The sequence below is a fragment of the Cyclobacterium sp. SOCE241 genome, from assembly GCF_056867545.1.
In genome coordinates this window covers 1,933,335-1,959,910 of sequence record NZ_CP149779.1, presented here as the reverse complement: position 1 = coordinate 1,959,910, position 26,576 = coordinate 1,933,335, and the positions used below count along the sequence as shown (strand labels likewise).

18 protein-coding genes, 2 tRNA genes and 9 pseudogenes are annotated in these 26,576 nt (G+C 37.5%); 17 read left to right on the top strand and 12 right to left on the bottom strand.

Annotation, left to right across the window (positions count from 1 at the left end; translation table 11 throughout):
• Nucleotides 1-302: 302 nt before the first annotated feature.
• The 4 genes and pseudogenes from WG932_RS09605 to WG932_RS09590 all read left to right on the top strand — a co-directional run.
• Nucleotides 303-1,400: pseudogene (locus tag WG932_RS09605) on the top strand (catalase); the annotation flags it as partial.
• A gap of 224 nt (nucleotides 1,401-1,624) precedes the next feature.
• Nucleotides 1,625-1,684, top strand: a pseudogene (locus tag WG932_RS09600) (hypothetical protein); the annotation flags it as partial.
• A 9-nt stretch (nucleotides 1,685-1,693) separates the two neighbouring features.
• The gene (locus WG932_RS09595) at nucleotides 1,694-2,236 is read left to right on the top strand and encodes a DJ-1/PfpI family protein (RefSeq protein WP_483088613.1); all 543 of its coding nucleotides are present in this window, start codon (nucleotides 1,694-1,696) and stop codon (nucleotides 2,234-2,236) included.
• Entirely contained in the window at nucleotides 2,218-2,355 is a 138-nt protein-coding gene (locus WG932_RS09590) for a hypothetical protein (RefSeq protein ID WP_483087769.1), read from the top strand. Before WG932_RS09595 ends, WG932_RS09590 begins: the two co-directional genes overlap by 19 nt.
• 184 nt (nucleotides 2,356-2,539) lie before the next feature.
• Here the strand turns inward: WG932_RS09590 and WG932_RS09585 are convergent.
• A tRNA-Asp gene (locus WG932_RS09585) sits at nucleotides 2,540-2,613 on the bottom strand.
• A 956-nt stretch (nucleotides 2,614-3,569) separates the two neighbouring features.
• Nucleotides 3,570-3,643: transfer RNA gene (locus WG932_RS09580), tRNA-Asp, on the bottom strand.
• A 424-nt stretch (nucleotides 3,644-4,067) separates the two neighbouring features.
• Here WG932_RS09580 and WG932_RS09575 point away from each other — a divergent pair.
• Nucleotides 4,068-4,792, top strand: a pseudogene (locus WG932_RS09575) (VIT1/CCC1 transporter family protein).
• Nucleotides 4,793-5,164: 372 nt separating this feature from the next.
• Here the strand turns inward: WG932_RS09575 and WG932_RS09570 are convergent.
• The 6 genes from WG932_RS09570 to WG932_RS09545 all read right to left on the bottom strand — a co-directional run bounded on the left by WG932_RS09570 (nucleotide 5,165) and on the right by WG932_RS09545 (nucleotide 9,961).
• Nucleotides 5,165-5,803: an alpha/beta hydrolase gene (locus WG932_RS09570; protein ID WP_483087768.1), complete on the bottom strand. Its 639-nt coding sequence runs from the start codon at nucleotides 5,801-5,803 to the stop codon at nucleotides 5,165-5,167.
• Nucleotides 5,725-6,000: an alpha/beta hydrolase gene (locus tag WG932_RS09565; protein WP_483087767.1), complete on the bottom strand. Its 276-nt coding sequence runs from the start codon at nucleotides 5,998-6,000 to the stop codon at nucleotides 5,725-5,727. The genes WG932_RS09570 and WG932_RS09565 overlap by 79 nt, the downstream gene beginning before the upstream one ends.
• Before the next feature lie 123 nt (nucleotides 6,001-6,123).
• Nucleotides 6,124-6,837: a hypothetical protein gene (locus tag WG932_RS09560; RefSeq protein WP_483087766.1), complete on the bottom strand. Its 714-nt coding sequence runs from the start codon at nucleotides 6,835-6,837 to the stop codon at nucleotides 6,124-6,126.
• Between the two features lie 44 nt (nucleotides 6,838-6,881).
• Complete coding sequence (locus WG932_RS09555) at nucleotides 6,882-7,298, bottom strand: 6-bladed beta-propeller (protein WP_483087765.1); 417 nt, start codon at nucleotides 7,296-7,298, stop codon at nucleotides 6,882-6,884.
• Between the two features lie 7 nt (nucleotides 7,299-7,305).
• Nucleotides 7,306-8,886, bottom strand: coding sequence for a phosphoenolpyruvate carboxykinase (ATP) (gene pckA, locus WG932_RS09550; RefSeq protein ID WP_483087764.1), 1,581 nt, complete (start codon nucleotides 8,884-8,886; stop codon nucleotides 7,306-7,308).
• 238 nt (nucleotides 8,887-9,124) lie between these two features.
• Nucleotides 9,125-9,961: a 1,4-dihydroxy-2-naphthoyl-CoA synthase gene (locus WG932_RS09545; protein WP_187770973.1), complete on the bottom strand. Its 837-nt coding sequence runs from the start codon at nucleotides 9,959-9,961 to the stop codon at nucleotides 9,125-9,127.
• 348 nt (nucleotides 9,962-10,309) lie between these two features.
• On the opposite strand from WG932_RS09545, the pseudogene WG932_RS09540 reads away from it, so the two are divergent.
• From WG932_RS09540 to WG932_RS09530, 3 genes and pseudogenes are all read left to right on the top strand, one after another.
• Nucleotides 10,310-10,783, top strand: a pseudogene (locus WG932_RS09540) (AMP-binding protein); the annotation flags it as partial.
• Nucleotides 10,784-11,128: 345 nt separating this feature from the next.
• Nucleotides 11,129-11,557 (top strand): DUF2141 domain-containing protein, encoded by a 429-nt coding sequence (locus WG932_RS09535; RefSeq protein ID WP_014022950.1) that lies wholly within the window; start codon nucleotides 11,129-11,131, stop codon nucleotides 11,555-11,557.
• Nucleotides 11,558-11,559: 2 nt separating this feature from the next.
• A complete protein-coding gene (locus tag WG932_RS09530) occupies nucleotides 11,560-11,736 on the top strand; it encodes a hypothetical protein (protein WP_014022949.1) in 177 nt (58 codons plus the stop codon).
• Between the two features lie 41 nt (nucleotides 11,737-11,777).
• Here WG932_RS09530 and WG932_RS09525 read toward each other — a convergent pair.
• Nucleotides 11,778-13,504 (bottom strand): annotated as a pseudogene (locus tag WG932_RS09525) (phospho-sugar mutase).
• A 200-nt stretch (nucleotides 13,505-13,704) separates the two neighbouring features.
• Here WG932_RS09525 and WG932_RS09520 point away from each other — a divergent pair.
• Entirely contained in the window at nucleotides 13,705-14,127 is a 423-nt protein-coding gene (locus WG932_RS09520; protein ID WP_014022947.1) for a hypothetical protein, read from the top strand.
• Between the two features lie 187 nt (nucleotides 14,128-14,314).
• On the opposite strand, the gene trpS is transcribed toward WG932_RS09520, so the two are convergent.
• The gene (trpS, locus tag WG932_RS09515; protein ID WP_149394548.1) at nucleotides 14,315-15,289 is read right to left on the bottom strand and encodes a tryptophan--tRNA ligase; all 975 of its coding nucleotides are present in this window, start codon (nucleotides 15,287-15,289) and stop codon (nucleotides 14,315-14,317) included.
• 107 nt (nucleotides 15,290-15,396) lie between these two features.
• On the opposite strand from trpS, the gene WG932_RS09510 reads away from it, so the two are divergent.
• From WG932_RS09510 to WG932_RS09480, 7 genes and pseudogenes are all read left to right on the top strand, one after another.
• A complete protein-coding gene (locus tag WG932_RS09510) occupies nucleotides 15,397-16,416 on the top strand; it encodes a DUF1573 domain-containing protein (protein WP_483087763.1) in 1,020 nt (339 codons plus the stop codon).
• A 218-nt stretch (nucleotides 16,417-16,634) separates the two neighbouring features.
• Nucleotides 16,635-17,604 (top strand): annotated as a pseudogene (locus WG932_RS09505) (tryptophan 2,3-dioxygenase family protein).
• A gap of 3 nt (nucleotides 17,605-17,607) precedes the next feature.
• Nucleotides 17,608-19,181: pseudogene (locus tag WG932_RS09500) on the top strand (NAD(P)/FAD-dependent oxidoreductase).
• Nucleotides 19,182-19,217: 36 nt separating this feature from the next.
• Nucleotides 19,218-19,595, top strand: a complete 378-nt coding sequence (locus WG932_RS09495) for a CoA-binding protein (RefSeq protein WP_041934854.1) — start codon at nucleotides 19,218-19,220, stop codon at nucleotides 19,593-19,595.
• Between the two features lie 438 nt (nucleotides 19,596-20,033).
• Nucleotides 20,034-21,992: pseudogene (gene gyrB / locus WG932_RS09490) on the top strand (DNA topoisomerase (ATP-hydrolyzing) subunit B).
• Between the two features lie 110 nt (nucleotides 21,993-22,102).
• Nucleotides 22,103-23,567: pseudogene (locus WG932_RS09485) on the top strand (polyphosphate kinase); the annotation flags it as partial.
• A gap of 12 nt (nucleotides 23,568-23,579) precedes the next feature.
• Nucleotides 23,580-24,185, top strand: a complete 606-nt coding sequence (locus WG932_RS09480) for a hypothetical protein (protein ID WP_483088612.1) — start codon at nucleotides 23,580-23,582, stop codon at nucleotides 24,183-24,185.
• Between the two features lie 286 nt (nucleotides 24,186-24,471).
• On the opposite strand, the gene WG932_RS09475 is transcribed toward WG932_RS09480, so the two are convergent.
• The gene (locus tag WG932_RS09475) at nucleotides 24,472-24,720 is read right to left on the bottom strand and encodes a hypothetical protein (RefSeq protein WP_483087762.1); all 249 of its coding nucleotides are present in this window, start codon (nucleotides 24,718-24,720) and stop codon (nucleotides 24,472-24,474) included.
• A 77-nt stretch (nucleotides 24,721-24,797) separates the two neighbouring features.
• Nucleotides 24,798-25,073, bottom strand: coding sequence for a DUF202 domain-containing protein (locus WG932_RS09470; RefSeq protein WP_014022938.1), 276 nt, complete (start codon nucleotides 25,071-25,073; stop codon nucleotides 24,798-24,800).
• 141 nt (nucleotides 25,074-25,214) lie between these two features.
• Between WG932_RS09470 and WG932_RS09465 the strand changes: the two genes are divergently transcribed.
• Nucleotides 25,215-26,117: a DUF3078 domain-containing protein gene (locus tag WG932_RS09465; protein WP_014022937.1), complete on the top strand. Its 903-nt coding sequence runs from the start codon at nucleotides 25,215-25,217 to the stop codon at nucleotides 26,115-26,117.
• Nucleotides 26,118-26,576 lie beyond the last annotated feature (459 nt).

Genomic DNA, 26,576 nt, shown 5'->3' with positions numbered 1-26,576 from the left:
TTGTTATTCTAATATCTCATTTAGCTTTGATTTAACCCTTGCGGGAAAAATATATTAGATCATAGGAAACTTAGCTTCTTACCTGAAATGAGTTTGATGTAGGCTAAACTCCTTTGAAGTAATAAACCAATTCCTAAAATAGCCTATAGGAAAGGAGGCTAATCAAAGGCTGTTGTAAAAATCAATTACTAAGATTAAAAAACATATTAACCCTATAAAACTATTGACATGAAAAAAGAAGATGGAAAGCAATCAAAAACAGCTCAGCTTAAGCAATTTACAATCGACCCAAAAGACCAAGAATTAACCACAAGGCAGGGGTAAAAGTCAACGATACGAATAATTCTTTAAAGGCAGGCATAAGAGGATCTTCGCTTCTTGAAGATTTTATTCTTCGTGAGAAAATTACCAGCTTTGATCACGAGCGTATTCCTGAGCGTATTGTACATGCAAGGGGGAGTGCAGCGCACGGTTACTTTGAATTATATGATAGCATCAGCCGGTATTCTAAAGCAGGTATTTTTACAGATACTAGTAGAAAAACACCGGTTTTTGTGAGGTTCTCAACAGTTGCCGGCTCCAAAGGTTCCACAGATCTTGCTAGAGATGTTCGTGGTTTTGCTGTAAAATTTTATACGGAAGAAGGGACTTGGGACTTGGTTGGCAATAATATGCCAATTTTTTTCATTCAGGACGCTATGAAGTTTCCGGATCTAATTCATTCAGTTAAGCCTGAGCCGAATAAGGAGATTCCACAGGCAGCTTCAGCACATGATACATTTTATGATTTCATTTCCCTTACACCGGAAACCCTTCACAATCAGATTTGGTTAATGAGCGATAGGGCAATACCTAGAAGTTTCCGGATGATGGAAGGTTTTGGTATTCATTCTTACCGTTTGGTCAATGAAAAAGGAGAGGCACATTTTGTTAAGTTTCATTGGAAACCAGTATTGGGAGTACATTCAGTAACCTGGGATGAAGCAACAAAAATAAGTGGAGCAGACAGTGACTTTCATAGAAGAGACCTGTGGGAAGCAATAGAGTCCGGCCAATTTCCTGAATGGGAACTAGGTGTTCAAATTGTACCTGAAGAAGATGAACACAAGTTTGATTTTGACTTGTTGGATGCCACTAAATTGATTCCCGAGGAGATGGTCCCCGTTAAAGTAATAGGAAAAATGACCTTGAACAAAAACCCGGATAATTTCTTTGCCGAAACGGAGCAAGTAGCATTTTTACCGGGTAATATTGTACCAGGCATAGATTTCACCAATGATCCACTTCTTCAAGGACGCTTGTTTTCCTATCGAGATACCCAGCTTTCTAGATTAGGTAGCCCGAATTTCCACCAAATTCCTATCAATCAGCCGGTAGCTAAAGCCCATCATAACCAAAGAGATGGTCATATGCAAACCGAAATACCTAAGGGGCAAACTGCCTATTTCCCCAACACACTAGGAGGAGGATGTCCGCATCTTTCAAAGATAGCAGAGGGGGCCTTTTCTTCATATGAAGAAAAAATAGACGGTAAAAAAATTAGAGCCAGAAGCGAAAGTTTCAACGATTTCTTTTCTCAGCCGGCTCTTTTTTATAGAAGTCTTGCAGATTGGGAAAAAGCCATGTGGCCAATGCTTATTCCTTTGAGTTGGGAAAATGTAACCATAAACATATCAAAGAAAGAATGCTATGGATGATAGCACAAATAGATGATGAATTGGCTGAGGAGGTTGCAGGTAATTTAGGTCTTAGTGTTCCGGAAAAAATAGAGGAACCTATAAACCAAGCGATAGGTGCAGATGTTAATGTAGCAGATTATCAACCCGGACCTAAAAAAATCTATCTCGAAAAGTCAACGGCACTGAGTCAAGCCAACACCAAATTTGATAGCATTGCTACTCGTAAAATTGCTTTTTTAGCCGCAGACGGATTTAAAATGGACGATTTTAAACAAATGAAATCGGCGTTAGAAGCTGAAAATGCTGTTTGCATGATCATTGCTCCTCATGGTGGGGCAATAAAATGTGATACTGGTATGGAGCATCCTGTAGGCGCAAGCATAACCACTACGGAAAGTGTTCTATTTGATGCCATATACATACCGGGAGGGCAGTCTTCAATTGATGCTTTATCAAAGACACCTAAATTCAAAAAGTTTATCAATGAAACCTTAAAACACTGCAAAGCCATAGCTGCAGATAATGAGGGGAGGACCTTTTGGATGAAACTTATGTAAAAGATTTCAAAGACGACAAAGCGGTACTGATCAATGCTGCGCCTGATGCTTTTATAAAAGCAATTGCCCAACATAGAAATTGGGATCGAATGAAAGAGACTGAAGGAATTCCTGTTTAGTCTATTTGATATTAATCCTATGAAAAACATAATTTTCTGAAGGAGATTTTCAGGTATTTTATATTTGTTATTCTCCTTCAGGAAGTTTTTTAGCCTAAAAGTAATTGTTAATATAGTGGTGTGTTAAGGAATTCTTTTAAAAAAAGAACCAACAAAAAAGCCTTGGAAAACCAAGGCTTTTATGCGGAATGGACGGGACTCGAACCCGCGACCTCCTGCGTGACAGGCAGGCATTCTAACCAGCTGAACTACCACTCCAATATTTTTACTTCTTAAGTTTCGATCCAGCGACCTTCCCGATAAGTCGGGACATTCTAACCAGCTGAACTACCACTCCAATATTTTTACTTCTTAAGTTTCGATCCAGCGACCTTCCCGATAAGTCGGGACATTCTAACCAGCTGAACTACCACTCCAATATTTTTACTTCTAAAGTTTCGATCCACCGACCTTCCCGATAAGTCGGAACATTCTAATCGGCTGAACTACCACTCCAATATTTTTACTTCTTAAGTTTCGATCCAGCGACCTTCCCGAAAAGTCGGGACATTCTAACCGGCTGAACTACCACTCCAATATTTTTACTTCTTAAGTTTCGATCCAGCGACCTTCCCGATAAGTCGGGACATTCTAACCAACTGAACTACCACTCCAATATTTTTACTTCTTAAGTTTCGATCCAGCGACCTTCCCGATAAGTCGGGACATTCTAATCGGCTGAACTACCACTCCAATATTTTTACTTTTTAAGTTTCGATCCAGCGACCTTCCCGATAAGTCGGGACATTCTAATCAACTGAACTACCAATCCAATATTTTTACTTCTTAAGATTCGATCCAGCGACCTTCCCGATAAGTCGGGACATTCTAACCAGCTGAACTACCACTCCAATATTTTTACTTCTTAAGTTTCGATCCAGCGACCTTCCCGATAAGTCGGGACATTCTAATCAACTGAACTACCACTCCAATATTTTTACTTCTTAAGTTTCGATCCAGCTACCTTCCCGATAAGTCGGGACATTCTAACCAGCTGAACTACCACTCCAATATTTTTACTTCTTAAGTTTCGATCCAGCGACCTTCCCGATAAGTCGGGACATTCTAACCGGCTGAACTACCACTATTTTGTTAATTTCTCACCTTTAAAAGTGATAATAGGTTAATAAATATTAAGAAGTCAAAAAAAGCCTTGGAAAACCAAGGCTTTTGTGCGGAATGGACGGGACTCGAACCCGCGACCTCCTGCGTGACAGGCAGGCATTCTAACCAGCTGAACTACCACTCCTTTTTTGTTTCTTTATTACTCCTCGTTTGAAGTGGTACAAAGGTAGAAGAATGTTTGTTTTTATACAATAGTAGGACGAAAAAAAGAAGTGTTTTGCTTTATCACTTTCATATTCAAGGACATTAATTTCAAATATTCAATTTCAGTCTCTCAAAAAGGGTAATAGTTCCTTTGGGCTAACTCAACCCGCCCTGGCTTTGATTATTATAATTACAGTACAAATTTTTATCATAACTCATTATCAGTTAGCACCATTATAATGCATGTTTCAGCGCATTAGAGAAGCCAAGGTGTTTTATTATAAAGGAATATAAAGTAGCGTGTCAACAATTACTTGAATTTTTGTAAATTAAAAATGTACCTGCTGAAATTGCATTCACGTTGCCATCAGCATTTTACTATTTAAAATTTTAAATCATATACTTTGGAAGAGTCAGAATTACATCAAGAAATACCATTCTTTAAAAATCTCCAAGAATACCTGAGGGAATTTGTATATGGAGGTATAGATGGAGCAGTTACCACTTTCGCTGTAGTGGCCGGTGCTGTGGGGGCAAACCTGGATCCTATGGTAATTATTGTTTTGGGTTTTGCCAATTTGTTTGCGGATGGGTTGTCCATGTCAATTGGAGCTTACCTGTCTTCCAAATCGGAAAAGGAAAATTACCAAAAACACAAAAACATAGAATATTGGGAGGTGGACAATATACCAAAAAAAGAGCGTGAAGAAATTGTTGCCATTTATAAGGAAAAAGGATTTGAAGGGAAGTTATTGCAAGAGGTTGTGGAGGTGATTGTGGCTGATAGGGATAGATGGGTGAATGAAATGATGAAGGACGAACTCAATATGATTGAAGAGGTTAAAAGCCCTTTAAAAATAGGTTTGGCAACGCTTATATCTTTTGTGGTGGTAGGATTTATTCCCTTAATAGTTTATGTATGGGATTACTTTTATGAAGTGGATTTTGATGTTTTTTCTGGACTTGTCTGTTAACCGGCTCGGCCTTTATATTGGTGGGTGCTTTAAAGAGTTGGGTCAACCAGACCGGGATTTGGCAAAGTGTAATTGAAACACTTTTACTTGGTATAATAGCCGCGTTAGTAGCCTATTTTGTTGGAGATGTTTTGGAAGCTTTTCTCTTACAATAAAAAATAAAAAAGCCTTTGTAATACAAAGGCTTCTAGGTGGGTTTATTTTAACCGACTACAGCTATATTTCTGGCGCAATGCCTTACTGAGTAAGTATTTAAATTGTTATGATTTTTTAAACTTAAGAAAAACAAATGGAAGCGCAAGCGTCATATTAGCATATCTTTTCATTAAGTTGAAAAAAATTAAATATTTCAAATTTCCTGTTTATACCAAATAATATTTCATCTAATTTTCTCCAAAAATCATTATAAAGTGTTTTATTTACACTTTTTAACATGTTTTTATAACATTTCCAATTGAATGAAACTTTAAATTAGAATTAACATTTTGGTAATGATATTGTTTTTAGTTAGCGGATTAACGGTGGTTTTAAGATTTAGGAAACAACCCGATTTTTTCTAGAAATGCTTCAGTTTCTAAAATAGTTTGTTCATAAATTTCTCTGTTCTTAAAATTGAAAAAACCATGTGGCTGACCATCATATAATACAAATTCACAATAGCTTCCTAATTTTTCCATTGCTTTTTGATAATACCTGCCAGTTATTACAGGAATTAATCGATCTTTTGTACCCAAAAAGAAAAGCGTGGGTGGAACTCCCTCTTTTAGATTGTGCAAGGGAGAAACCTCTTTGTAGCGTTCTCCAAGTCGATCGTAACCATATCCTGCTGGTCCGTTGTCAATGACAGGGTTGAAGAGAAGTAGGGCAACAGGCTTTGCACTTATTTCTTTTAAAGCATCACTTTCAAACCCTGAAATTGTTGCGGTACTTGCCGCAAGATGTCCCCCGGCAGAACCTCCGGATGCAATCACTTTGGCAGAATCAATACCAAACCTTTCTGCATTCATTTTGACATATTTCATGGCCGATTTTGCATCTTCGATCGCTTCAAATGGGCTGGTTCCATGCCTTGAAGCAACCCTGTAATCTACGAGTATGGTAACAAAACCTTTTTTGAAAAATGCACTGCATGAGGGCGGAATTGATCCCAACTTCCGGAAACCCATCCTCCTCCGAAGAAAAATACGATTGCTGGCTTGTCCTTCTTATTTTCATCAGAAAGAAAAATGTCCATTTTTAAGGTGTCATTTTCGGCAATTTTGTAGATTTCTTCTTGATGGTTTTGGGCATGGACGGTCAGTTGAGAGGTGATCAAACAGATCAGCATTAGAAAGGGGTACAAGATGTAAGTTGAATTTTTCATGAAATTTATATTTTCAATTAATAAGTTGGGGTAAAGTTCGGTTCTCATCTTTTAGAAAATGTTGTATTTTCAAAATTAAGCTTTTAGGTTTTTTTTTATTCGCTATTTCCCGGCAAATTATTTTTAAAATGTCACTTTATACTTTAATATGATGGGGTCCTCTTCATCAGTTAAGTTTTCAATGCATTGTAATAGTTGTTCTTCATGCTTTCCGAAGTAAGAAATATCTATCGCCCTTTGCCAATCTTCATATTGCATAACTTGATAAAAATATCCCTCTTTTGAATAACTACTGTTTCGGACATCGGTTAATGATTTGGTGATTTTCTTCTTGCCCGTGTCACGTTGAATAAATACATCATAAAAAGGAAAAGTAGAAAGATCTCCTTGGTCAAAATTATTACTTTTTTCAAGCCCATAAATCATTAGCTTTAAGACTCCATCACTATAATCTATTAAGCCCGAGTTGAAGGCGTAATTTTGTGAAAGGAGAATTTTTTCCATAAAAGTGTGCCCTTCCAATTCATAGTCCTCGGCAGCAATTCCCTTACTTCCAAAATTTAGAGAAAGATAAGATGTTACCGTATCTTCCTGAAAATGATAAATTGTATCGGATAGTCCAAAATTCAATATTTTCCCCATTTCTGAATCTGCGATCAATCCGGGGTTTAACTCACCACTATAGGGGAGAGATAAAATGGGGAGTGCTTTAACTTCATTAGTTTTTGTATTTAAAATTTGAAAAATTTTTTCTTGACCATTCCCAATTTTTTCAGAGGAAATTAACCAACTATCTTCTCCATTTTTTGAGACGGTAGGGACAAAGTTGTTATCCACCAATTTAATTTCACCTAGATATTCAAACGCTGGCAGGCTGTATTTTAGTAAATTCCCCTTCCTGTGTTAATGAATAGTGTGCTGTTCTCTACTATTATGTCATGAATAGCAGGATATTCACCGGGGCCGCTTCCTTTTTTGTTCCAGCTACGGAGGTGATTTCCACTAAGATCAAAGGAATGAATGGAGAAGTCCTTGGAGCACCTACTGGCATAATAAATCTTGTCTTTTATGACCAAGTCATAAACACTGCAGGAAAGATTAATCAAGGTGTCTTTTGGGGCAATTAACGGGATGAATTCAATACTTGAAACAAATTCTTCAAAAGGTAGAATTTCCTTGTTATCAATTAAAAGAGAAGGGGTGCCTATGGACACCCCTTCGTCTATTTTTGATTGACATTGAATTAAAACTATACCTACGAAAGCAATGAGTATAGCAAAACAATTGTAGCTTTTCATTTGCAATTTATTTTGGGCCGGCTTGAATGATTTTGTTATCAACTTGATCCTTAAATTGGTTAAAATTGTCTTTAAAAAGATTAATTAGTTTGTTTTTAATTTCCTTAAATTTCTCCTGATCCTTCCATGTATTTTCAGGAACCAATATTTCACTTGGCACTCCGGGGCAGCTTGTAGGGATTTGAAGTTTAAAATCATTTTCTTTCACGAATGAAACATTGTCAAAATCCCCATTGTGGATCGCGTCTAGAATCGCTCGTGTATATTTTAAATTTATTCTTGCCCCTACACCATAGGAACCACCACTCCATCCCGTATTGACCAACCAAGCATTCACATTGTGATTTTTTATTTTGTCAGCCAATAAGTTAGCATATTTATTTGGATGCCACATCATAAATGCCGCACCAAAACAAGCGCTAAAGGTAGCTTCAGGATCTTTCACCCCCATTTCCGTACCTGCAACCTTGGCAGTATATCCTGAAATAAAGTGGTAGCTTGCTTGTTCCGCATCTAACTTACTTACCGGAGGTAATACTCCAAAAGCATCACAGGTAAGAAAAATGATGTTCTTTGGATGCCCTGCAGTACATGGGATTTTGGTGTTTTCTATATAATCGATTGGGTAGGAGGCACGGGTGTTTTGAGTGATTGTAGTATCAGAATAATCAACTTTTCTACTTACTGGATCATAAACAACGTTTTCTAAAACTGTACCATAGCGAATGGCACCAAAAATGTCAGGCTCTGCTTCTTCACTTAAATCAATGGCTTTGGCATAGCAACCACCCTCTATATTGAAAACACCGTCATTGTGCCAACAATGCTCATCATCACCAATTAGCTTGCGTTTTGGATCTGCACTAAGAGTTGTTTTGCCTGTGCCCGATAAGCCAAAGAGTAAGGTGACATCTCCTTTTTCCCCTACATTAGCTGAGCAGTGCATAGATAATACATCTTGCTCAGGCATTAAGTAGTTCATTATTGTAAAGATCCCCTTTTTCATTTCTCCGGCATACTCAGTACCTAAAATTACCACTTCTTTATTTTCCAAGCTTATCCCTACACTTGTTTTGGAAGTCATATTGGTAGTGAAGTGGTTGGCCGGAAATTCTCCCGCATTAAATATCACATAATCCGGCTCTCCAAATTCTTTAAGCTCTTCTTCGGAAGGAAGAATAAGCATGTTTTGCATAAACAAGGCATGGTATGCTCTTGTGCAAATTATTCTTACTTTAATTCTGAACTTTGGATCCCAACCCGCAAAAGCATCTACTACATACAGATGTTCCCTAGTGTTGAAATAATCTATGGCTCGCTCTCTATTCACCATAAAAGTGTGCTCGTCCATTTCATAATTTACCGAACCCCAATCGATGTCTTTCTCAGACTCAGGGTGTCTTACGATCCGCTTGTCTTTAGGGCTTCTTCCTGTTTTAGTGCCTGAGTATACCATTAAAGCTCCTGTACTGGAAATAGCAGATCCTTTCTCTAACCTCAAGGCAGCCTCATATAACAAGGCAGTTTCCCCATTTCTCAAAATGTCAGTTACCTCAATTTCGTATTTTTTTAAATCAAAATCCATCATTCTAATTCTCTTTTTAGTTCTCAATAGGAATTAGTTAAAAATACCAAAATTAGTAAGAAACGCCAATGGAGACGGTCAGGAAAAATCATGACTAAAATCATGAAAATATAGAAAGGATGGTAGAAAAATGATTGAAATATAAAAATAGGAAGAAATAGCTGTAGAATTGATGCTTCCTCCAGCTATTTCTTACTTAATCTCTGAGTTGAAAATTAATGATTATAAAGATTTAGTGGATTTAAGGTATCCATTTAATATGTTTAAAATTAGGCTTGCGTTTCTGGAGAAAAGCATCTCGGCCTTCTTTTGCCTCTTCAGTCATATAGGCTAGCCTCGTTGCTTCTCCAGCAAAAACTTGCTGACCAACCATGCCGTCATCTGTAAGGTTAAATGCAAATTTTAACATTTTTATTGAAGTAGGAGATTTTTCCAAAATTTCTTGGGCCCATTGAAAAGCAGTGTCTTCCAGTTCATCGTGGGGAATAACTGCATTTACCATTCCCATCTCATAGGCTTCTTGAGCAGAATAGTTGCGTCCCAAAAAGAAAATTTCGCGGGCTTTCTTTTGACCTACCATTTTGGCTAAATAGGCAGATCCATATCCTCCATCAAAACTGGTTACATCCGCATCAGTTTGTTTAAAAATGGCATGTTCCTTACTTGCCAGAGTAAGATCACAAATAACATGCAGACTGTGTCCACCTCCAACTGCCCAACCTGGAACTACAGCTATAACCACTTTTGGCATAAAGCGAATTAACCGTTGTACCTCCAAAATGTTTAAGCGGTGCATCCCGTCTTCACCTACATACCCTTGGTGACCCCTTGCTTTTTGATCTCCCCCACTACAAAAGGAATAAACTCCATCTTTAGAGGAAGGACCTTCTGCAGACAACAAAACCACACCAATGTTTACATCTTCCCGTGCATCCAAAAAGGCATCATAAAGTTCACTGGTGGTTTGGGGACGAAAGGCATTTCTAACATCCGGTCTGTTGAAGGCGATTCTGGCCACCCCTTCACATTTTTTATATGTAATGTCTTTGTATTCTTTTACTGTTTTCCAATTGATCATTTCCAGGTTGATTTTTTGTTGCAAGTTAACAGCCTATTTTTATTTTGTAAAATTAACCTTGCTGATTATGGCTGAGAGTTTATAATTTCTTTATTTTGTACAGGCAAAAAGCTATGATAACATTCGGAAACACAACTTTTACAATAGATCAGATTCGAAGAGGGAGGGCAATCATTTGCCTTCAACTTACAGAAAAGCTTTTAATTTTTGTGAGCAGTGGTTGAACGGCAAGGATAATTTTGATCTATTAACTTCAGGATCTACAGGCTTGCCTAAGAAAGTGACAGTTTCCCGTAAGCAATTGGCAGAAAGTGCTAAGGCTACCAAAGCCTTTTTGGGTTTAACAAAGGCTGTAAAATGCTTTGTTGCCTTGATACCGAGAAGGTAGCCGGTAAAATGATGCTTGTCAGAGCCTTAGAGTGGGAGGGAGAATTAATTGTGAAACCGGCAGATGGCAACCCGCTTAAAGGATTGGAAAATGAGTTTTTTGATTTCGTTGCCTTGGTACCTTTGCAAGTAGAAAAAAGCTTGACTTCAAAGAAAGGAGCCTTAGCATTGGGAAAAATTAAAAATATAATCATTGGTGGTGCCCCCATATCTGCTAATTTGAGAGTGAAACTGAGTCTTTTACCGGGCAAGGTCTTTCAGACTTATGGCATGACGGAGACGGTTTCTCACATTGCACTTGCCAATTTAAAAAGCCATGGCAATTTAATTTACCAGGCTTTACCCAATGTGCAGGTAAAAGTAGATGCCTCCAATCGACTCATGATTCTTGCTCCTATGGGGGCAAAGCTTGGTTGCAGACAAATGATATTGTAAACCTTGAAGGTGAAAACTCTTTTACATGGAAGGGTAGAGCAGATCATGTGGTGAATTCGGGCGGGATAAAAATACATCCGGAAGAAGTTGCACAAAAAATAGGAGACCTTATGCAAGAGTACTTTCCTAATTGCATGTTTTTTTAGCAGGGATTAAGGATGATAAGCTGGGCCAAGCTTTGACTTTGGTTATTGAAGGAAAGGAAGATGTTGAAGCCGGAAAATTATTACTCCAAAGGGCGAAAAGCTTGCTTCCTAAATTTCATAATCCCCGAAAAATCTTGTTTTTTCCCAAATTCAAGTTAACAAGTTCAGGTAAAATAGATCAATTGCGTACTTTAGCAAAATGATTAACCAAACCATACTTATTCTTTTCACTTTACTTATGGGGCTTTACCTTCCAGACAATAGCGCACAGTTGACCATACAGGTAGAAGTACCAGATACAGATTCCGGATTTGTGCAGCTGTTGTTGTTCAAAGGGGACAAAGGTTTTCCAGAGCAAGCTACTGAGGCTCTTGAAACTGCTACAGCCAAGGTTCAATCAGGGAAAGCTATTTTTAAATTTGAGAATTTGGAAACGGGTATTTATGCTGTTTCGGCATTTTATGATGCTGATGGGGATGGTGTAATGCGCAAAAATTTGTTTGGAATACCAAAAGATCGCTATGGATTTTCTAATGATGCAAGAGCTGCTTTTTCTGCTCCTACATTTGATAGTGCATCCTTTAGCCTATCCTTAGGAGAGCATACCATTAGTTTTACATTAAAATAATTATGTTGAAGAAGCTTCAAATTATCGTTGCCTTAATTGGGCTTATAGCGGCAATCGTATATATATTGTATTTTTTTAGAGTCATTTACCATCCTTATATTCCTACGATAGCAGGAGGGACGGTTATTTTCTCTTATTTATTCGGGGTATATGCAAAAAAGAAACAGGAGGAAGGATAAGCAAAAAAATGCCGGCTTTATTGCCGGCATTATCATTTATTTTATTCAAAGAATGATTTCAAAGCACTGATTTTTGCTTCAAGGGAGGCCTCTGTGGCCCGATAGGCATCTCTGTTGGGTAAATTTTCATTGACAGAGATGTAGTATTTTATTTTAGGTTCTGTGCCGGATGGTCTTGCAGAAATTTTGCTTCCATCTTCAAGGTAAAATTGTATTACATTGGATTTATCCAGCTCTAATTTTTCCTCGGTACCCGATTTCATGTCATAGCTGATGCTTTCTTGTACATCCACGATCTTGCTAACGGCAATTCCATTGATTGATTTAGGCTTATTGGTCCTAAAGCCCTTCATCAACTCCTGAATTTGTTCTGCTCCGTCTTTGCCTTTCTTAGTGATGGAAATAAGTGCTTCTTTATAGAATCCGTATTCCATGTAAATCTCAGCCAAGACGTCTATTATATTTAGGCCTTTTTGTTTGTAGTAAGCCATAATTTCAGCCACTACTGCACACGCAGAAACCCCATCTTTATCTCTCACAAAATCTCCTACCAGAAATCCATAACTCTCTTCTCCTCCGGCAATAAATTCTTTTTACCTTCATTGGCTAATATTACTGCTGCAATGTTTTTGAAACCTGTTAGCACATCATAATATTCAACGCCAAAACCTTTACTAATTTCTCCCAATAAGCCCGTAGTCACGATGGTACTTACTGTAAATTGGTTTCCGGTAAGTCTTCCCTGTTCACGGTACATATTGAGCAGGTAATAGATGATAAGGGCGCCTGTCTGATTACCATTTAGTAATTCATAGTCATTGTTTTCGTTTTTAACGACTGCAGCATACCGGTCCCCATCCGGGTCACAGGCTAATACTAGCTCAGCATTAATTTCTTTGGCAAGTTTAATTGAAAGATCCAATGCTTCTGTTTCTTCCGGGTTAGGGTATTTAACCGTCGGGAAGTTACCATCCGGTTCAATTTGTTCTTTAACCACATGAACATTCTCAAAACCGAAAACCTTTAAGGCATCAGGAACCATTTTTCCGGATGCACCATGGATAGGTGAAAAAACAATGGTCATGTCTTTTTCTGCTAAATTGGTTAGCGGTGACATGCTTAACTTATTGACTTCATCAAGGTAAATGTTGTCAAAATCTTCTTCAATATACTCCTTTAAAGTGTCGTCTTTGGCCCAATTTACATCATCTATAGATTTAATTTTCATCACCTCGGCAATGATATTTTTGTCATGGGGTGCAACCACTTGACCACCATCATCCCAATAAACTTTATAGCCATTGTACTCTTTAGGATTATGGGATGCTGTTACCATCACCCCACTCTTACAACCATAGTGCCTGATGGCGAAGGAAAGCATAGGTGTAGGGCGCATGTCTTTAAAATATTTTACTTTAATTCCATTCGCGGTCAATACATTTGCGGTAGTTTCTGCAAAAAGCGTGTTGTTGATTCTGGAATCATGGGTAATTGCAAGGCTTATTTCCTCTTCGGGAAAAGAGGCTTTAAGGTAATTCGCCAATCCTTGGGTGGCCATTCCAATGGTATAAACATTCATTCTGTTGGAACCCACACCCATTAATCCTCTTAAACCTCCTGTGCCAAACTCTAGATCTTTATAAAAGGAATCAATAAGTTCCGTTTGGTCTTGTGCATTTAATAAAGCATGAATCTCTGCTTTACTCTTTTCGTCGATGTTACTATTAAGCCAAGCTTGAGCTTTTTCGATTATGATTGTGTCAGTCATATTTTTAAAAAAATTACTATGGTTTGAGAATTATAGCCAAAATATAAGCATTTATATGGATTATGCCTTAATGAGCCTTTAGATTTTTCCTTCTAATAAAATAATAAGTTGGCTCCCATACTTTTAATAATTCTAAGTTGGAATATGGTTTCATATTATTTACCTTCATCTATTTAAAAAATATAATAGTATTAGCTTATATGGATTTTGAGAAATTAGATGTGGAGCTCACCAAGATCGTGAAATTGCGAATAAAGTTGAGTGAAATAACTTATGCTGACCCTGAATATGATGACATCGAGGAGGAAATGCATGACCTTGAAGATGATTTGAATGAGGAGTTTGGAGACGAATTGGAAAGTAAATTAGAAGACATTTATGCCAAATTGGTGTCTGACAATGATGTGCTTCTGCCTTCTGCTTATTTGGCAAACAACTATATTCCAATGTTACCGGATGCAAGAGGCGTCATTACCTATGATGTCCAAGGTAGAGAAGGCGTTCCAATTGAATCTGAACAATTCGATGGGCAAGATGTGAGGATAGTCTTGGTGCCAAATCCAACTCGTTTTGTCATGGTAATCAATGGAAGATCATTAAAAGACCTTTGGAGATCCAGGTAATTAGAAAAATTATTTAATCTTTATTATTGGCAATCGGGTTAAACAATATTTTTGTTTTCCGGATTGCCGATTTTTTTGATGCATTTAAAAAGAACAAAATGGCAAAAAAACAGGTAGTTTAGTACCTGTTTTTCATCTTTTTGAGAAATAAAATATCAAGCTTTAACCTAAACTCGATATTGTGGATTTACCCAAAGCCAAGTTTTTTTCTAACTATTGCTAAAATTTCACCGGCCTCTTCTCTGGCTTTTTCTTCACCGGCTTCGAGTTTTGCCTCCAATTCCGGAAGATTGTTCATATAATATGAGAATTGCTCCCTTTCATGTTTGTAACTGTCTAAGATCAAGCCAAGTAATTCTTTTTTAGCATGGCCATAACCAAAATTACCTGCCAAATACTTTTCTCGCAAGGCAAGGGTTTGTTCTTCGCTAGCTATAAGTTTATAGAGTTTGTAAACATTGCAAACATCCGGGTCTTTAGGCTCTTCCAGAGGTGTACTATCCGTCACAATGGTATTGACATTTTTCTTTAATTGCTTTTCTGGTAAAAAAATATCGATGAAATTGTTGTAAGATTTACTCATTTTTTGACCATCCGTACCTGGAATTATCATCACTTCATTACTGATCCGTGGCTCCGGTATTTTTAATACCTCTTCACCTAAACGGTGGTTAAAAGCACTGGCAATGTCTCTAGAGATTTCTAAGTGTTGCAACTGATCTTTACCTACGGGTACCAAGTCTGCACTATAAAGCAGAATATCTGCCGCCATCAATACAGGATAGGTAAATAGCCCTGCATTGACATCTGATAAGCGATCAGATTTGTCTTTAAAGCTATGGGCATTGGCCAGCATGGGATATGGTGTAAAGCAACTTAGGTACCAAGTAAGTTCAGTTACCTGTGGTATTCTTGACTGCCTGTAAAATACTGACCTGTCAATATCCAGCCCGAAAGCCAACCATGCTGCAGCAACAGCATTGACATTGTCAATTCTAACTGCTGGATCTTTGATCGTAGTAAGTGAATGAAAATCTGCGATGAAGATAAATGATTCATTGTCTTCATTTTTTGTCAAAGTTATGGCTGGTTTTATTGCACCCAAAATATTCCCTAAATGCGGTTTTCCTGAACTTTGTATACCTGTGAGTACTCTTGCCATTATTGTCTTTTTGACACAAATTTAAGGAATTTAAACAATAATTTGTGGTTATTTTACCGTTATTTGCCAATATGAAGTACTTAGTGTTTTTATTAAATGTTGGTGCTATGATGCTTTCTAACATCGTAGCTGTTAATAGTCAGGAAGTTGGAGAAGAAGGCTTAATTTGGGAAAATAATCTGATAAACATTGGAGGGGTATTGCCGGAAAACGAAATTAAGTTGGCAGATTTCTATTATTTAAACCAAACAGACTCCAATGCATATATCAAAGAAGTAATTACAGACTGTGGCTGTGCCGTGGTTGCCTATTCTGAAGATACTTTGGCCCCAAATAAGGTTGGTCACCTTCAGGTTACCTTTGACCCGGAAACTAGAGGAGGCACTTTCTCAAAAATGATTCTGGTTAAAACCAATGTTAAACCTTCAGGAGATTCTTTGTTTTTGGAAGGGGTGAATATTCATTATCCGGAGGATCCTGAAGTCCATTACAAAGTAAAGAAGAATGGCTTAGGTTTTGTTTTCAACCAAAATAATTTGGGTACGATGTATACCAACAAACCTAAAATTAAATTTATTGACTTTTATAACTTCAATGATTTCCCAATCCAACTCAATTTAAAACAGGACAGTATCCCTTCTTATGTCAAGGTAAAGATGGAACCTCCCTTGGTAGAAGGTAATAGTAGAGGCGTTTTAGAATTAGAGTATGACCCTGCTTTAAGAGATGATTTAGGCTTTCTCCGTGATACATTTCCGCTTTCATTTTTATCAGGAGAGCGATTCAATGTTCCCATGCATTTAATGGCTACCATTCATGAGTATTTTCCTCCGCTACCTTTAAGTCAAGTGAATGAGGTGCCCAAGCTATTCGTTGAAGAAATGGAAATTGACTTGGGTAAAATTGGTCCAAAAAATGTAATTTCCAGAATTTTAACGCTTGAAAACACCGGGCCAAAATTGTTAAACATACGAAAGATTGTTACCAATTGTGATTGTTTGACCTATGAGCTCCCCACTATAGATATAAAAGCAGGAGAAAAAGTGGATCTTGTTTTTTCATTTGATCCAAAAGGACGTAAGGGTATCGACCACAAAACCATTACTTTTTTAGCAATGACCCTTTGAGCCCTACCAAAACTGTGGTGATAAAAAGTAGGATCAGATGAAATCTTTAAAATTTTTAAATGAATGATGTAAGTCATTGTTGCGCTATTTTTGGCGAATACAAGGGTTGTTTACGCGAAAATCTTGTTAATTTGCCGGCAGATAGAGATTTATGCTTGGTTTTCCCAAGAATAATTCTGTTAAATGTGTTTTAATGAAATAATGCTTCAGCAACCCGCATGGAAAATAAATATCCCGAAAAGGAAATAGTAGATAAAATTAAACTTCTGGAAGAAAAATTCAGGGCTTCAGGACAGGATTTATCCTCTTACCTTGAAGGGCTTTTGCATGCAGATTATCTTAACTACTGGGATTATATAAATTTAGATACCCTCCTTACTCTGCAACAGCCAAGAACTTCTTTTAAAGACGAGAAGATTTTCATCATTTATCATCAAATTACCGAGTTATACTTCAACCTGATTTTATGGGAGTTGGAACAAATGGCTGCTGTTGACAATATAGGTCTTAAGTTTTTTAAAGAACGGCTGAAAAGGGTCATTATGTATTTTGACTTGTTAATTTCTTCTTTTGCCGTCATGTGGAAAGGGATGGAAAGAGAGCAGTTTATGAAATTTAGGATGTCTTTGCTACCTGCAAGTGGTTTTCAGAGCGCCCAATATCGAATGATAGAAATTATGTGTACAGATATTCAAAATCTTGTATACTTGGAGCAAAGAGAAGATTATAAAGACATTAACCTTACCAATATAGATAGTTTGTTTGATATTTTATATTGGCAATATGGAGCCAAGGAATTGGCGACCGGAGAAAAACTTTGACACTGAAGTCTTTTGAAGAAAAATATGGAACTGAATTAAAGGAGCTGATTGCGAAATTCAGAAAAAATAACTTGTGGAAGAAATACGTTTACTTGGATGAGAAGGATGACGAATTGACAAGTTTGATGAAAGAGCTGGATGAAAAAGCCAATGTTTTTTGGCCACTAGCACACTATAAATCCGCAGTGAAATACCTGCACAAAAACCCTATGGATATAGCAGCAACAGGAGGTACCAATTGGCAAAAATTTTTACCACCTAGATTTCAGAAAGTTATTTTTATCCTGAATTGTGGACGGAGTCGGAAATTAAAGAATGGGGTAAACGATGGGTGGATTCGGAATTGCTAGATGTGGTGGAAAAGTAACTTATGAAAAAAGAATTGCAGCTGGCTTTAAGCCCCGAAGAAGCTTATAATGAAGCTTTGTTTAATAAAATAGTAGCGGAAAAATCAGGGCTCTCTCCTCACCAAGACCTTATAATTAGGGCCACAAAGAGGTCTATTGATGCAAGGGGCAGAAAGGTTAAAATTAATGTTACTGTTGAAGTATACAGCGGTCAAACACCCGAACCTCTTATCAGTAGAGGTAAAGATTATCCCAATGTATCAAATAGTGACCCAATAGTAATTGTTGGGGCCGGCCCGGCAGGACTTTTTGCTGCGTTAAGAGCCATTGAGCTCGGGAAAAAGCCTATTGTTTTGGAGCGCGGTAAAGATGTTCGTTCTCGCCGAAGGGATTTGGCAGCTTTGAATAAAGAACACATTGTAAACCCGGATTCCAATTATTGTTTTGGTGAAGGAGGTGCAGGAACCTATTCGGATGGCAAACTATATACCCGTTCAAAAAAAGAGGGGATTTACGGAGGATTATGGAAATTTTGGTTGCCCATGGTGCCAAGGAAGACATTTTAGTGGAGGCGCATCCACATATAGGTACCAATAAATTACCCTTATTGATTACTCAACTCAGGGAAAGTATAATAGAGGCAGGGGGAGAAGTATTGTTTAATACAAAGGTTACCGAATTCATTTTGGAAAATGACTCCATCAAAGGGGTAGTGACAAGCGAGGGGGAGAAAATTTTTGGATTAGGAGTGATTTTAGCAACAGGACATTCTGCCAGAGATATTTTTCATTTGCTCCACAGGCAAAAAGTTTTAATTGAAGCAAAGCCTTTTGCATTAGGCGTGCGCATTGAACATGAGCAAAAATTAATTGATAGTATCCAATACCACTGTCAATCAGATAGAGGACCTTATTTACCGGCATCCTCCTATAGCCTTGTTCAACAAACCGTGTTGGATGGAAAGCAGAGAGGTGTATTTTCGTTTTGTATGTGCCCGGGTGGATTTATTGTGCCCTCGGCTTCCTCACCGGAGGAAGTGGTGGTCAATGGGATGAGCCCAAGCAGAAGAGATGGCAAATTTGCCAATTCTGGTATGGTTGTGGCTGTAGAGTTAGAAGATCTTGGCAGATATGGGCAATATGGTCCACTGGCTTCCTTGGTGTTTCAGCAGGAAGTAGAACAGGCCGCTTGGGAAGCCGGAGGAAGGTCTCAGGTTGCTCCTGCGCAAAGGGTGGTGGACTTTGTCAAAAATCGCCAGAGTCAAGATCTACCAAGCACTTCCTACCAGCCGGGGTTAAAAAGTGTTAATTTAAACGATTTTCTTCCGGATTTTATCTCGAAAAGATTGGCCATGGCATTGCCGATGATGGATAAAAAGATGAAGGGGTATTACACCAATGAAGCCCAAATTGTAGGTGTAGAAAGCAGGACCTCTTCTCCTGTAAGGATTCCAAGAAGCAAGGAAAGCTTTGAACATCTTCAAATCAGCAGGCTTTATCCATGTGGAGAAGGTGCCGGCTATGCAGGAGGAATCGTATCTGCAGCCATGGATGGAGAGCGTTGTGCAGAAAAATTAATAGAAAAATATGGGCGGTAAATAAAATGTTGCATCTGTAATTTTAAAGAAAATTAAATGATGACAGAAAATAAAAAAACCGTGGTTTTAGGAGCAAGTCCGAATCCATCTAGATATGCCTATACTGCAGCCAATATGTTGCATGAACGAGCTATTCCTTTCGTACCTGTTGGTATCAAAACAGGGAATATCTTAGGAAAACCAATTCTTAATTTGAGGGAAAAACCTTCATTGCAAGACATTCACACCGTTACCCTTTATATTGGGCCACAACATCAAGATGAGTGGTATGATTACATTTTATCTCTAAAACCCAAAAGAATAATATTTAATCCCGGTACAGAAAATCAAGAATTAATGAATTTGGCGAAAACCAATGGGATTGAAGTGGTCCCTGCATGTACCCTAGTGCTCTTGAGCACGGGACAATATTAAAGCCTGCGGTATGATTTCTTGAACGAGCAATCTGTTTAAGAAGATGGATAACCAAGCCTTGCTTTAACAAATATTCAATTGCTGCCAAGCGTAAATTGCTGCTTTGTAGTGGCTACAATTTTACTGTCTAGTGCATGGTTAATCCTATTCAGATGATCAGTATTAAGTGAATATTTTAATGAGTTAATGGAGGCGTTATTTAATGTATAAAGTTTAGAAAGGCGTATCTTCTCCCAGAATTATTCAATAAATTTTGTGAAAAAATGAAGTTGTTGCTTGAAATACAGTCAGATAGGATTTCAGGGTATATCCATGTTTATTATAGCAACAATAGCCAAAAAAAGGGTTAAAGTCTCGTTTTTTTTGTGTATTTTTGTCTTTAGTTTAGTTTTAATATTTGAATTTGAAATGGCACTTCTTAGGCCATAAAATCTAACTATGAGTAAGGAAAAAGCGTCGTCGAATAAAAGCGATTATTCAGCCCAGAATATTCAGGTGTTGGAAGGGTTAGAAGCGGTTAGAAAAAGACCGGCCATGTATATTGGTGATATTGGGATTAAAGGACTTCATCACTTGATTTGGGAAGTTGTTGATAATTCCATAGATGAAGCACTTGCCGGCCATTGTGATACCATTTCTGTAATTGTGCATGAAGATAATTCAGTATCGGTACAGGATAATGGTAGGGGGTTCCTACCGATTTTCATGAGAAGGAGAACAGGTCAGCTTTAGAGGTTGTAATGACTGTGCTACATGCCGGAGGCAAATTTGATAAAGATACCTATAAAGTTTCAGGTGGACTCCATGGAGTTGGGGTTTCCTGTGTGAATGCTTTATCCTCTTCCATGAAGGTAACCGTTCATAGAGGAGGAAAAATTCATGAACAAGAGTATGTAAGAGGTGTACCTCAATATGAAGTAAGGGAAATAGGAGAGACAGATCGCAGAGGAACTCATGTTCATTTTAAGCCAGATCATGAGATCTTTCAAATCTTAGAATATAAATATGAGACGATAGCAAATCGTTTGCGAGAGATGGCCTTTTTGAATGCAGGCATTAAAATTTCGCTTAAAGACCTCCGAGAAAAAGATGAGGAGGGTAATTATCGAGCAGACGATTTTTATTCAGAAGGTGGTTTGATAGAGTTTGTTGAATATTTGGATGAAAACAAACAAAAAATCATTGAAAAGCCGATTTACATAGAGTCAGAGAAAAACGGTGTGCCCGTACAGGTGGCCATGGGCTATAATAATTCTTATACAGAAAATGTTGTGTCCTACGTCAATACCATTAATACCTATGAAGGAGGTACGCACGTTTCCGGCTTTAGAAGAGCACTTACCAGAACCCTTAAAAGCTATGCTGATAAATCAGGGATGCTTGATAAGGTTAAAATTGATATTTCAGGTGATGATTTCAGGGAAGGGCTTACAGCTGTTATTTCAGTTAAAGTTGCTGAGCCTCAATTTGAAGGGCAAACCAAAACCAAATTGGGGAACTCTGATGTAACTGGTGCGGTAGATGCTTCAGTTTCTGAGACCTTACAATTTTGGTTATTAGAACACCCCAAAGAGGCTAAAATAATCATCGGTAAGGTGGTGTTGGCTGCACAGGCCAGGCATGCGGCCAAAAAGCCCGTGAGATGGTGCAGCGTAAAAATGTACTCGGTGGAGGAGGGCTTCCCGGGAAGTTGGCAGATTGCGCCAATTCGGATCCCGCTGTTTGTGAATTGTATCTAGTGGAAGGGGACTCTGCAGGAGGCTCTGCCAAGCAAGGAAGAGACAGAGATTTTCAGGCCATATTGCCTTTAAAAGGAAAAATCCTAAACGTAGAAAAAGCCCAAGAGCATAAAATCTACGATAATGATGAAATAAAAAATATTTTAACAGCTTTAGGTGTTAAATTCGGAACTGCGAACGATGAAAAAGAATTGGACTTGTCCAAACTTCGCTACCACAAAATCATTATCATGACAGATGCTGATATTGATGGTTCTCATATCAGGACCCTTATACTTACTTTGTTTTTCAGGTACATGAGGAATTTGATAGAAAGTGGGTATGTTTATATTGCTCTACCACCGTTCTATTTGTTGAAAAGAGGCAAAGAAGAAAGGTATTGTTGGACAGAAGAAGATAGGCAAAGGGTTGTGAAGGAATTGGCTCCCGATGGAAAAGAGGACAGTGTCAATATTCAGAGGTATAAAGGGCTTGGAGAAATGAATCCTGAGCAACTTTGGACCACAACGATGGATCCTGAAACGAGGACTTTGAAAAAGTAACCATAGAATCCGCTGCTGAAGCCGATCATTTGTTTAGCATGCTAATGGGAGATGAAGTGGCTCCCCGAAGAGAGTTTATTGAAAAGAATGCTAAATACGCAAAAATTGACACCTGATAAATGGTATAGGTGTTCGCAAAAGAATAAAAAAGGGCATTTGGCCCTTTTTTTATTCTATAAATAATTTAGTATCATTGGTCTACTTTTACCATTATAATAGAAAAAACATGAAATTGATCCAGCTTGATAAAATTGAAGAAACCATCAATAATAGCAAATTAATCAGTAGGGATCTTAGTTGGCTAAAATTTAATGATAGGGTTTTTGACCAGATCAAAAAAGATAAAAGGAATATTTTCGAGAAATTTAAATTTCTTGCTATAGCAGCTTCTAACCTCGATGAATTTTTTATGATTAGGGTGGGGTCATTGTATAATTATCTTGATTATGATAAAGTTAGAATAGATTATTCAGGTCTTAGAGAAGATAGCTTTAAGAAAAAGCTAATGATCGAGTCTCAGATTTTTCATAAAAAGCTGCAAAAGCAATTTGTTAATGAATTGCTTGCCACTACTAAAGAATCCGGCTTCCAGCTGAGTAATGTGCGTAATCTTTTGCCGGAAGAACAAAAGACTGTCGAAGAATATTTCTATAAGGCGGTTTACCCCATGTTGACGCCTATGGTTTTTGATGGGTACCATACTTTTCCAATTTTGATGAATAAATTATTAATATTTGGAGTGGTAACCATAGGCCCTGGTGAGAAAAAGGACAACAAGAAACTTTCATTTGTACAAATTCCTTCCAATATCCCCAGGTTTTTTGAATTAGAGAGAGAAGACATGACCATTTATGTTCCCATAGAAGAAATGATTAGGGAACATATTGTATCCTTGTTTAGGAATGTAAATATAGAGTCCATTAACCTTTTCAGGATTACTCGAAATGGTGATTTCACCCTAGAGGAAAGTGAAGACATGGATACCAATTTTCTGGAAGAAGTAAAAAGGAAATTGAATGAAAGAAAAACAGGCAGGGTTGTTAGGATTGAAATAGAAGAGGGTTACAGCAAGTGGATGGTTAATTTGCTCAAGCAACGTTGGACTTTACATGATGACAGCATTTTTAAAATAGAACGAAAAAGTTTGATGGATTTTACCGGCCTGTGGCAGGTAATAGGCAACAAACGTTTCAAAGATAAAATGCCTGCTGCACCTACTCCTATCCCACCTTTATCTTATCCCGAGGCAGCCTCTGAAGATATATTTGAGGTGCTGAAACACAAAGATGTTCTCCTCCATCATCCCTATAATGATATGGAGCCCATTTTGGAACTTTTGGATAAGGCGGCAGATGATCCACATGTAATGGCCATAAAAATGACCATATACAGATTGGCAAAAAATTCTCGGATTGTAGGGGCTTTGCTTAAAGCGGTAGAAAATGGAAAGCACGTTTCTGTGTTGTTTGAGGTGAAAGCTCGATTTGACGAGGAAAACAATATCAGGGAAGCAAAAAAATGCAAAAAGCAGGCTGTTTTGTAATTTATGGAGTAAGTAATTTTAAAACCCATACCAAATTACTTTTGATCGTAAAAAAGGAGGAAAATAGGGTCACACGTTATGTGCATTTAGGCTCGGAAATTACAATGAAGAAACCAGTCGAATTTATACAGATATTGGCCTTTTAACAACCAATGAAACCTTGGCCAATGATGTTTCCGAATTCTTTAATGTGATTACAGGTCATTCGGCACCTACTAGCTATCAAAACCTCATCACTTCTCCTAGGGATATGAGAAACAACTTGATAGAGTTTATCAAAATTGAATCTGAAAATGCCAGAAAAGGTTTGCCTTCCGGTATATTTATTAAAATCAATTCTTTGGAGGATTCCGAATTTATACATGCCCTCTACGGGGCCTCACAGGCCGGTGTGCCGGTTAAGTTAATAGTGCGAGGCATTTGTTGCTTAAGACCCGGGAGAGAGGGATTGAGTGAAAATATTGAGGTGATTTCAATCGTGGGGGATTTTCTGGAGCATTCCAGAATCTATCATTTTCATAATAATGGTGATCCTAGGATTTATGTGGGTAGCGCTGATGCCATGGTGAGGAGTTTTGATAAACGTCTGGAGTCTTTATTTAAAGTTGAAAACGAGTTCCTGCAAAAGCAGCTCATGAATATATTGAGGTACAACCTGATGGACAATGTAAATGCATATGTTATGCAAGAGGATGGCAGATACGTAGGTAAGGAACCAAAAGAAGGAGAAGAAATCTTCAATATTCATCAAAGATTTTTGAATTAGAGCCCGCTATGATAGAAGATGTCAAATTAATTGATTGAAATAGTTGACAAGCAAATCAAAAAAATAGCCGCAACCTCGATGGTGCGGCTATTTTTTTATACGAAAATAATACTTAGAGGATTAAATATAGAATCTATTATTTGCTATCACAAAATCAACCCATTTGTCACTGTTTTTTATTCCCATATAGCGATGCTAGGCTAAAATTTCAAAAAGCCTTATTTTCCGGGGATTGCAAACTTATTACGACTGCAATTGCATAAGCTCGGATTGAACATTTCTGTTTTCATGACCTACAAACAGGGGTGGTATGCTTATGGATAGAGTTATTTCTTTTTCCTACAGCCATTAAAACAAAACCGGCAACGATAGCAATACCTCCGGCGTATGGTGGCCAATTGAGGTCGTTTTCTTTATCGGTACTGATTTTTAATGGTCCGGCATCAATAATCGTTTCTTCGGTGGTGTAGGATATACCTGTAATCAAAAACATGACTGTTCCCACGATAATTAAAATTATTCCTAAAAATTTCATTTGAAATAGCGTTGATGTTATGGGGTTATCTGCAAATAGCCTACCAATTTTTTTAAAATTTAGTAAGGTTAAAAGGGTTACATTTTTTGGTATTTACCTTTTGACAGTTTGTTTCTTAGTCTGAAATAATTTATAAATCCCGTAATTAGTAAAATTACACTGATCAAAAATGAAAAATACCCTAAACTCTTGACATTTGCAAGGTCGTTTACCTTAATTAAGGCTGTTCCACTTACGATAAAATATAAACTAGTTCTTATATAGGCCAATAATGTTCGGTCATTGGCAAGCTTTGTCCTCTGGCGAGCTAAAAAATCTCTAACAATCAGTGTTTCTTCTGTTTGATTTTCCATAGATTTGCGCTTTGTTTAGATTTTGCAATTATATTAGGCTCATTACTGATAAATTTAGTTAAAAGTAATTGATAATAAAGGTTCAATTCTTTTAATAATTCAAATTAGATACACAATTATTGAAAATTAATAAAGTAAAGCATGAAAAATTTTATACTAACCTTACTGGTTTTTGTTCTAGCAATAAATTTAACCCTGGCACAGGGTGGTACGGATGCTTCAGAGCAGACTCCAACAGACACATCATACTGGCAATCCGAATTTAGTGCAGGGTTGAACTTTAATCAGGCCGGATTTAGTAATAACTGGAAAGCCGGAGGAGTAAATTCTGTGGCTTTTGGAAGTATCATTGCAGGTAAAGCCCTTTACCAAAAAGATAAAATTTCTTGGGACAATGAGTTGGAGCTTTTATTCGGGATAGTTAGAAACGAGGGGGAAGGGACACGAAAGTCCAATGACAGAATATTTCTGGATACAAAATTAGGGTATCAGTTAAGCAATAAGTGGTCAAGTTACTTCTCAGTAAACTACCTTTCCCAGTTTGCAGAAGGTTATACTTACAATGATGATGGTACCAAATCATTGATATCTAAGTTTATGGCTCCGGGGTACCTGACTTCATCCTTAGGTTTTGAATTCAAGCCTAATAAAGAGTTTTTCTTAAGAATAGGTCCATTTTCACCAAGATTTACTTTCGTTACGGACAATCAAATTATTGCAAATGTACCGGCAAATTATGGGGTACCGGCAGGGGAAACGGTTAGAGTGGAATGGTTAGCCATGCAGGTTTTTGCCAGTTTGGATAAGAATCTTTCAGAAAACCTTAACTTAAAATCAAGGTACACCATGTTCGCCAACTATGAGACGCTTTCCATGAAAAATATAGATCATAGATTGGATGTAACCCTAACCGCCAAAATTTCTAATATTATTAACGTAACCCTTACAGGTATATCCTTATATGATATAGATCAGGATCCGGGGGTTCAATATAGCCAAGGCTTAGCATTGGGTATATTATATAAAGTGGGTAACAAAAAATAGATTATTAACCATTTTTTATCAGGTTAATTTGGTTTTTAATCAGGTATTGTTAATTTTGTTTGTATTATGGTAGTTAAATAATAGTTGGTTTAGTTTTCAAAATAAAAAGCAGGGGATATTCTCCTGCTTTTTTATTTTATGCCTATTTTATTTTTTCTATTATTTCTAATAACACTCATTGAAAGGATTTAAGCCAGGGGAAAACAAAAAAGCTATGAAACAATGTCTCATAGCTTTAGTCAATTAACAATAAACCCAAAATAACCTGCTGTAGGAGAAGGAGTCGAACCTCCACGGAGCAGTTAGGAAAAATACGAGCTCGCTATTTTCTTTATCCTGAGATCTCCACCCTCGAGACAGGAGGGCATGTCTGCCAGTTTCATCATCCTACAGTATAAGAGACCATTTGTCTCTGTTTGATGTTTCAAAGGTAAAACAAACCTATTGAAATTAAAAATA

Coding starts and splice junctions, on each gene's coding strand:
- WG932_RS09595 (WP_483088613.1), top strand. CDS start 1,694: ATGATAGCACAAATAGATGATGAATTGGCTGAGGAGGTTGCAGGTAAT.
- WG932_RS09570 (WP_483087768.1), bottom strand. CDS start 5,803: ATGGGTTTCCGGAAGTTGGGATCAATTCCGCCCTCATGCAGTGCATTT.
- WG932_RS09565 (WP_483087767.1), bottom strand. CDS start 6,000: ATGAAAAATTCAACTTACATCTTGTACCCCTTTCTAATGCTGATCTGT.
- WG932_RS09555 (WP_483087765.1), bottom strand. CDS start 7,298: ATGAAAAGCTACAATTGTTTTGCTATACTCATTGCTTTCGTAGGTATA.
- pckA (WP_483087764.1), bottom strand. CDS start 8,886: ATGATGGATTTTGATTTAAAAAAATACGAAATTGAGGTAACTGACATT.
- WG932_RS09545 (WP_187770973.1), bottom strand. CDS start 9,961: ATGATCAATTGGAAAACAGTAAAAGAATACAAAGACATTACATATAAA.
- WG932_RS09535 (WP_014022950.1), top strand. CDS start 11,129: ATGATTAACCAAACCATACTTATTCTTTTCACTTTACTTATGGGGCTT.
- WG932_RS09530 (WP_014022949.1), top strand. CDS start 11,560: ATGTTGAAGAAGCTTCAAATTATCGTTGCCTTAATTGGGCTTATAGCG.
- WG932_RS09520 (WP_014022947.1), top strand. CDS start 13,705: ATGGATTTTGAGAAATTAGATGTGGAGCTCACCAAGATCGTGAAATTG.
- trpS (WP_149394548.1), bottom strand. CDS start 15,289: ATGGCAAGAGTACTCACAGGTATACAAAGTTCAGGAAAACCGCATTTA.
- WG932_RS09510 (WP_483087763.1), top strand. CDS start 15,397: ATGATGCTTTCTAACATCGTAGCTGTTAATAGTCAGGAAGTTGGAGAA.
- WG932_RS09495 (WP_041934854.1), top strand. CDS start 19,218: ATGATGACAGAAAATAAAAAAACCGTGGTTTTAGGAGCAAGTCCGAAT.
- WG932_RS09475 (WP_483087762.1), bottom strand. CDS start 24,720: ATGAAATTTTTAGGAATAATTTTAATTATCGTGGGAACAGTCATGTTT.
- WG932_RS09470 (WP_014022938.1), bottom strand. CDS start 25,073: ATGGAAAATCAAACAGAAGAAACACTGATTGTTAGAGATTTTTTAGCT.
- WG932_RS09465 (WP_014022937.1), top strand. CDS start 25,215: ATGAAAAATTTTATACTAACCTTACTGGTTTTTGTTCTAGCAATAAAT.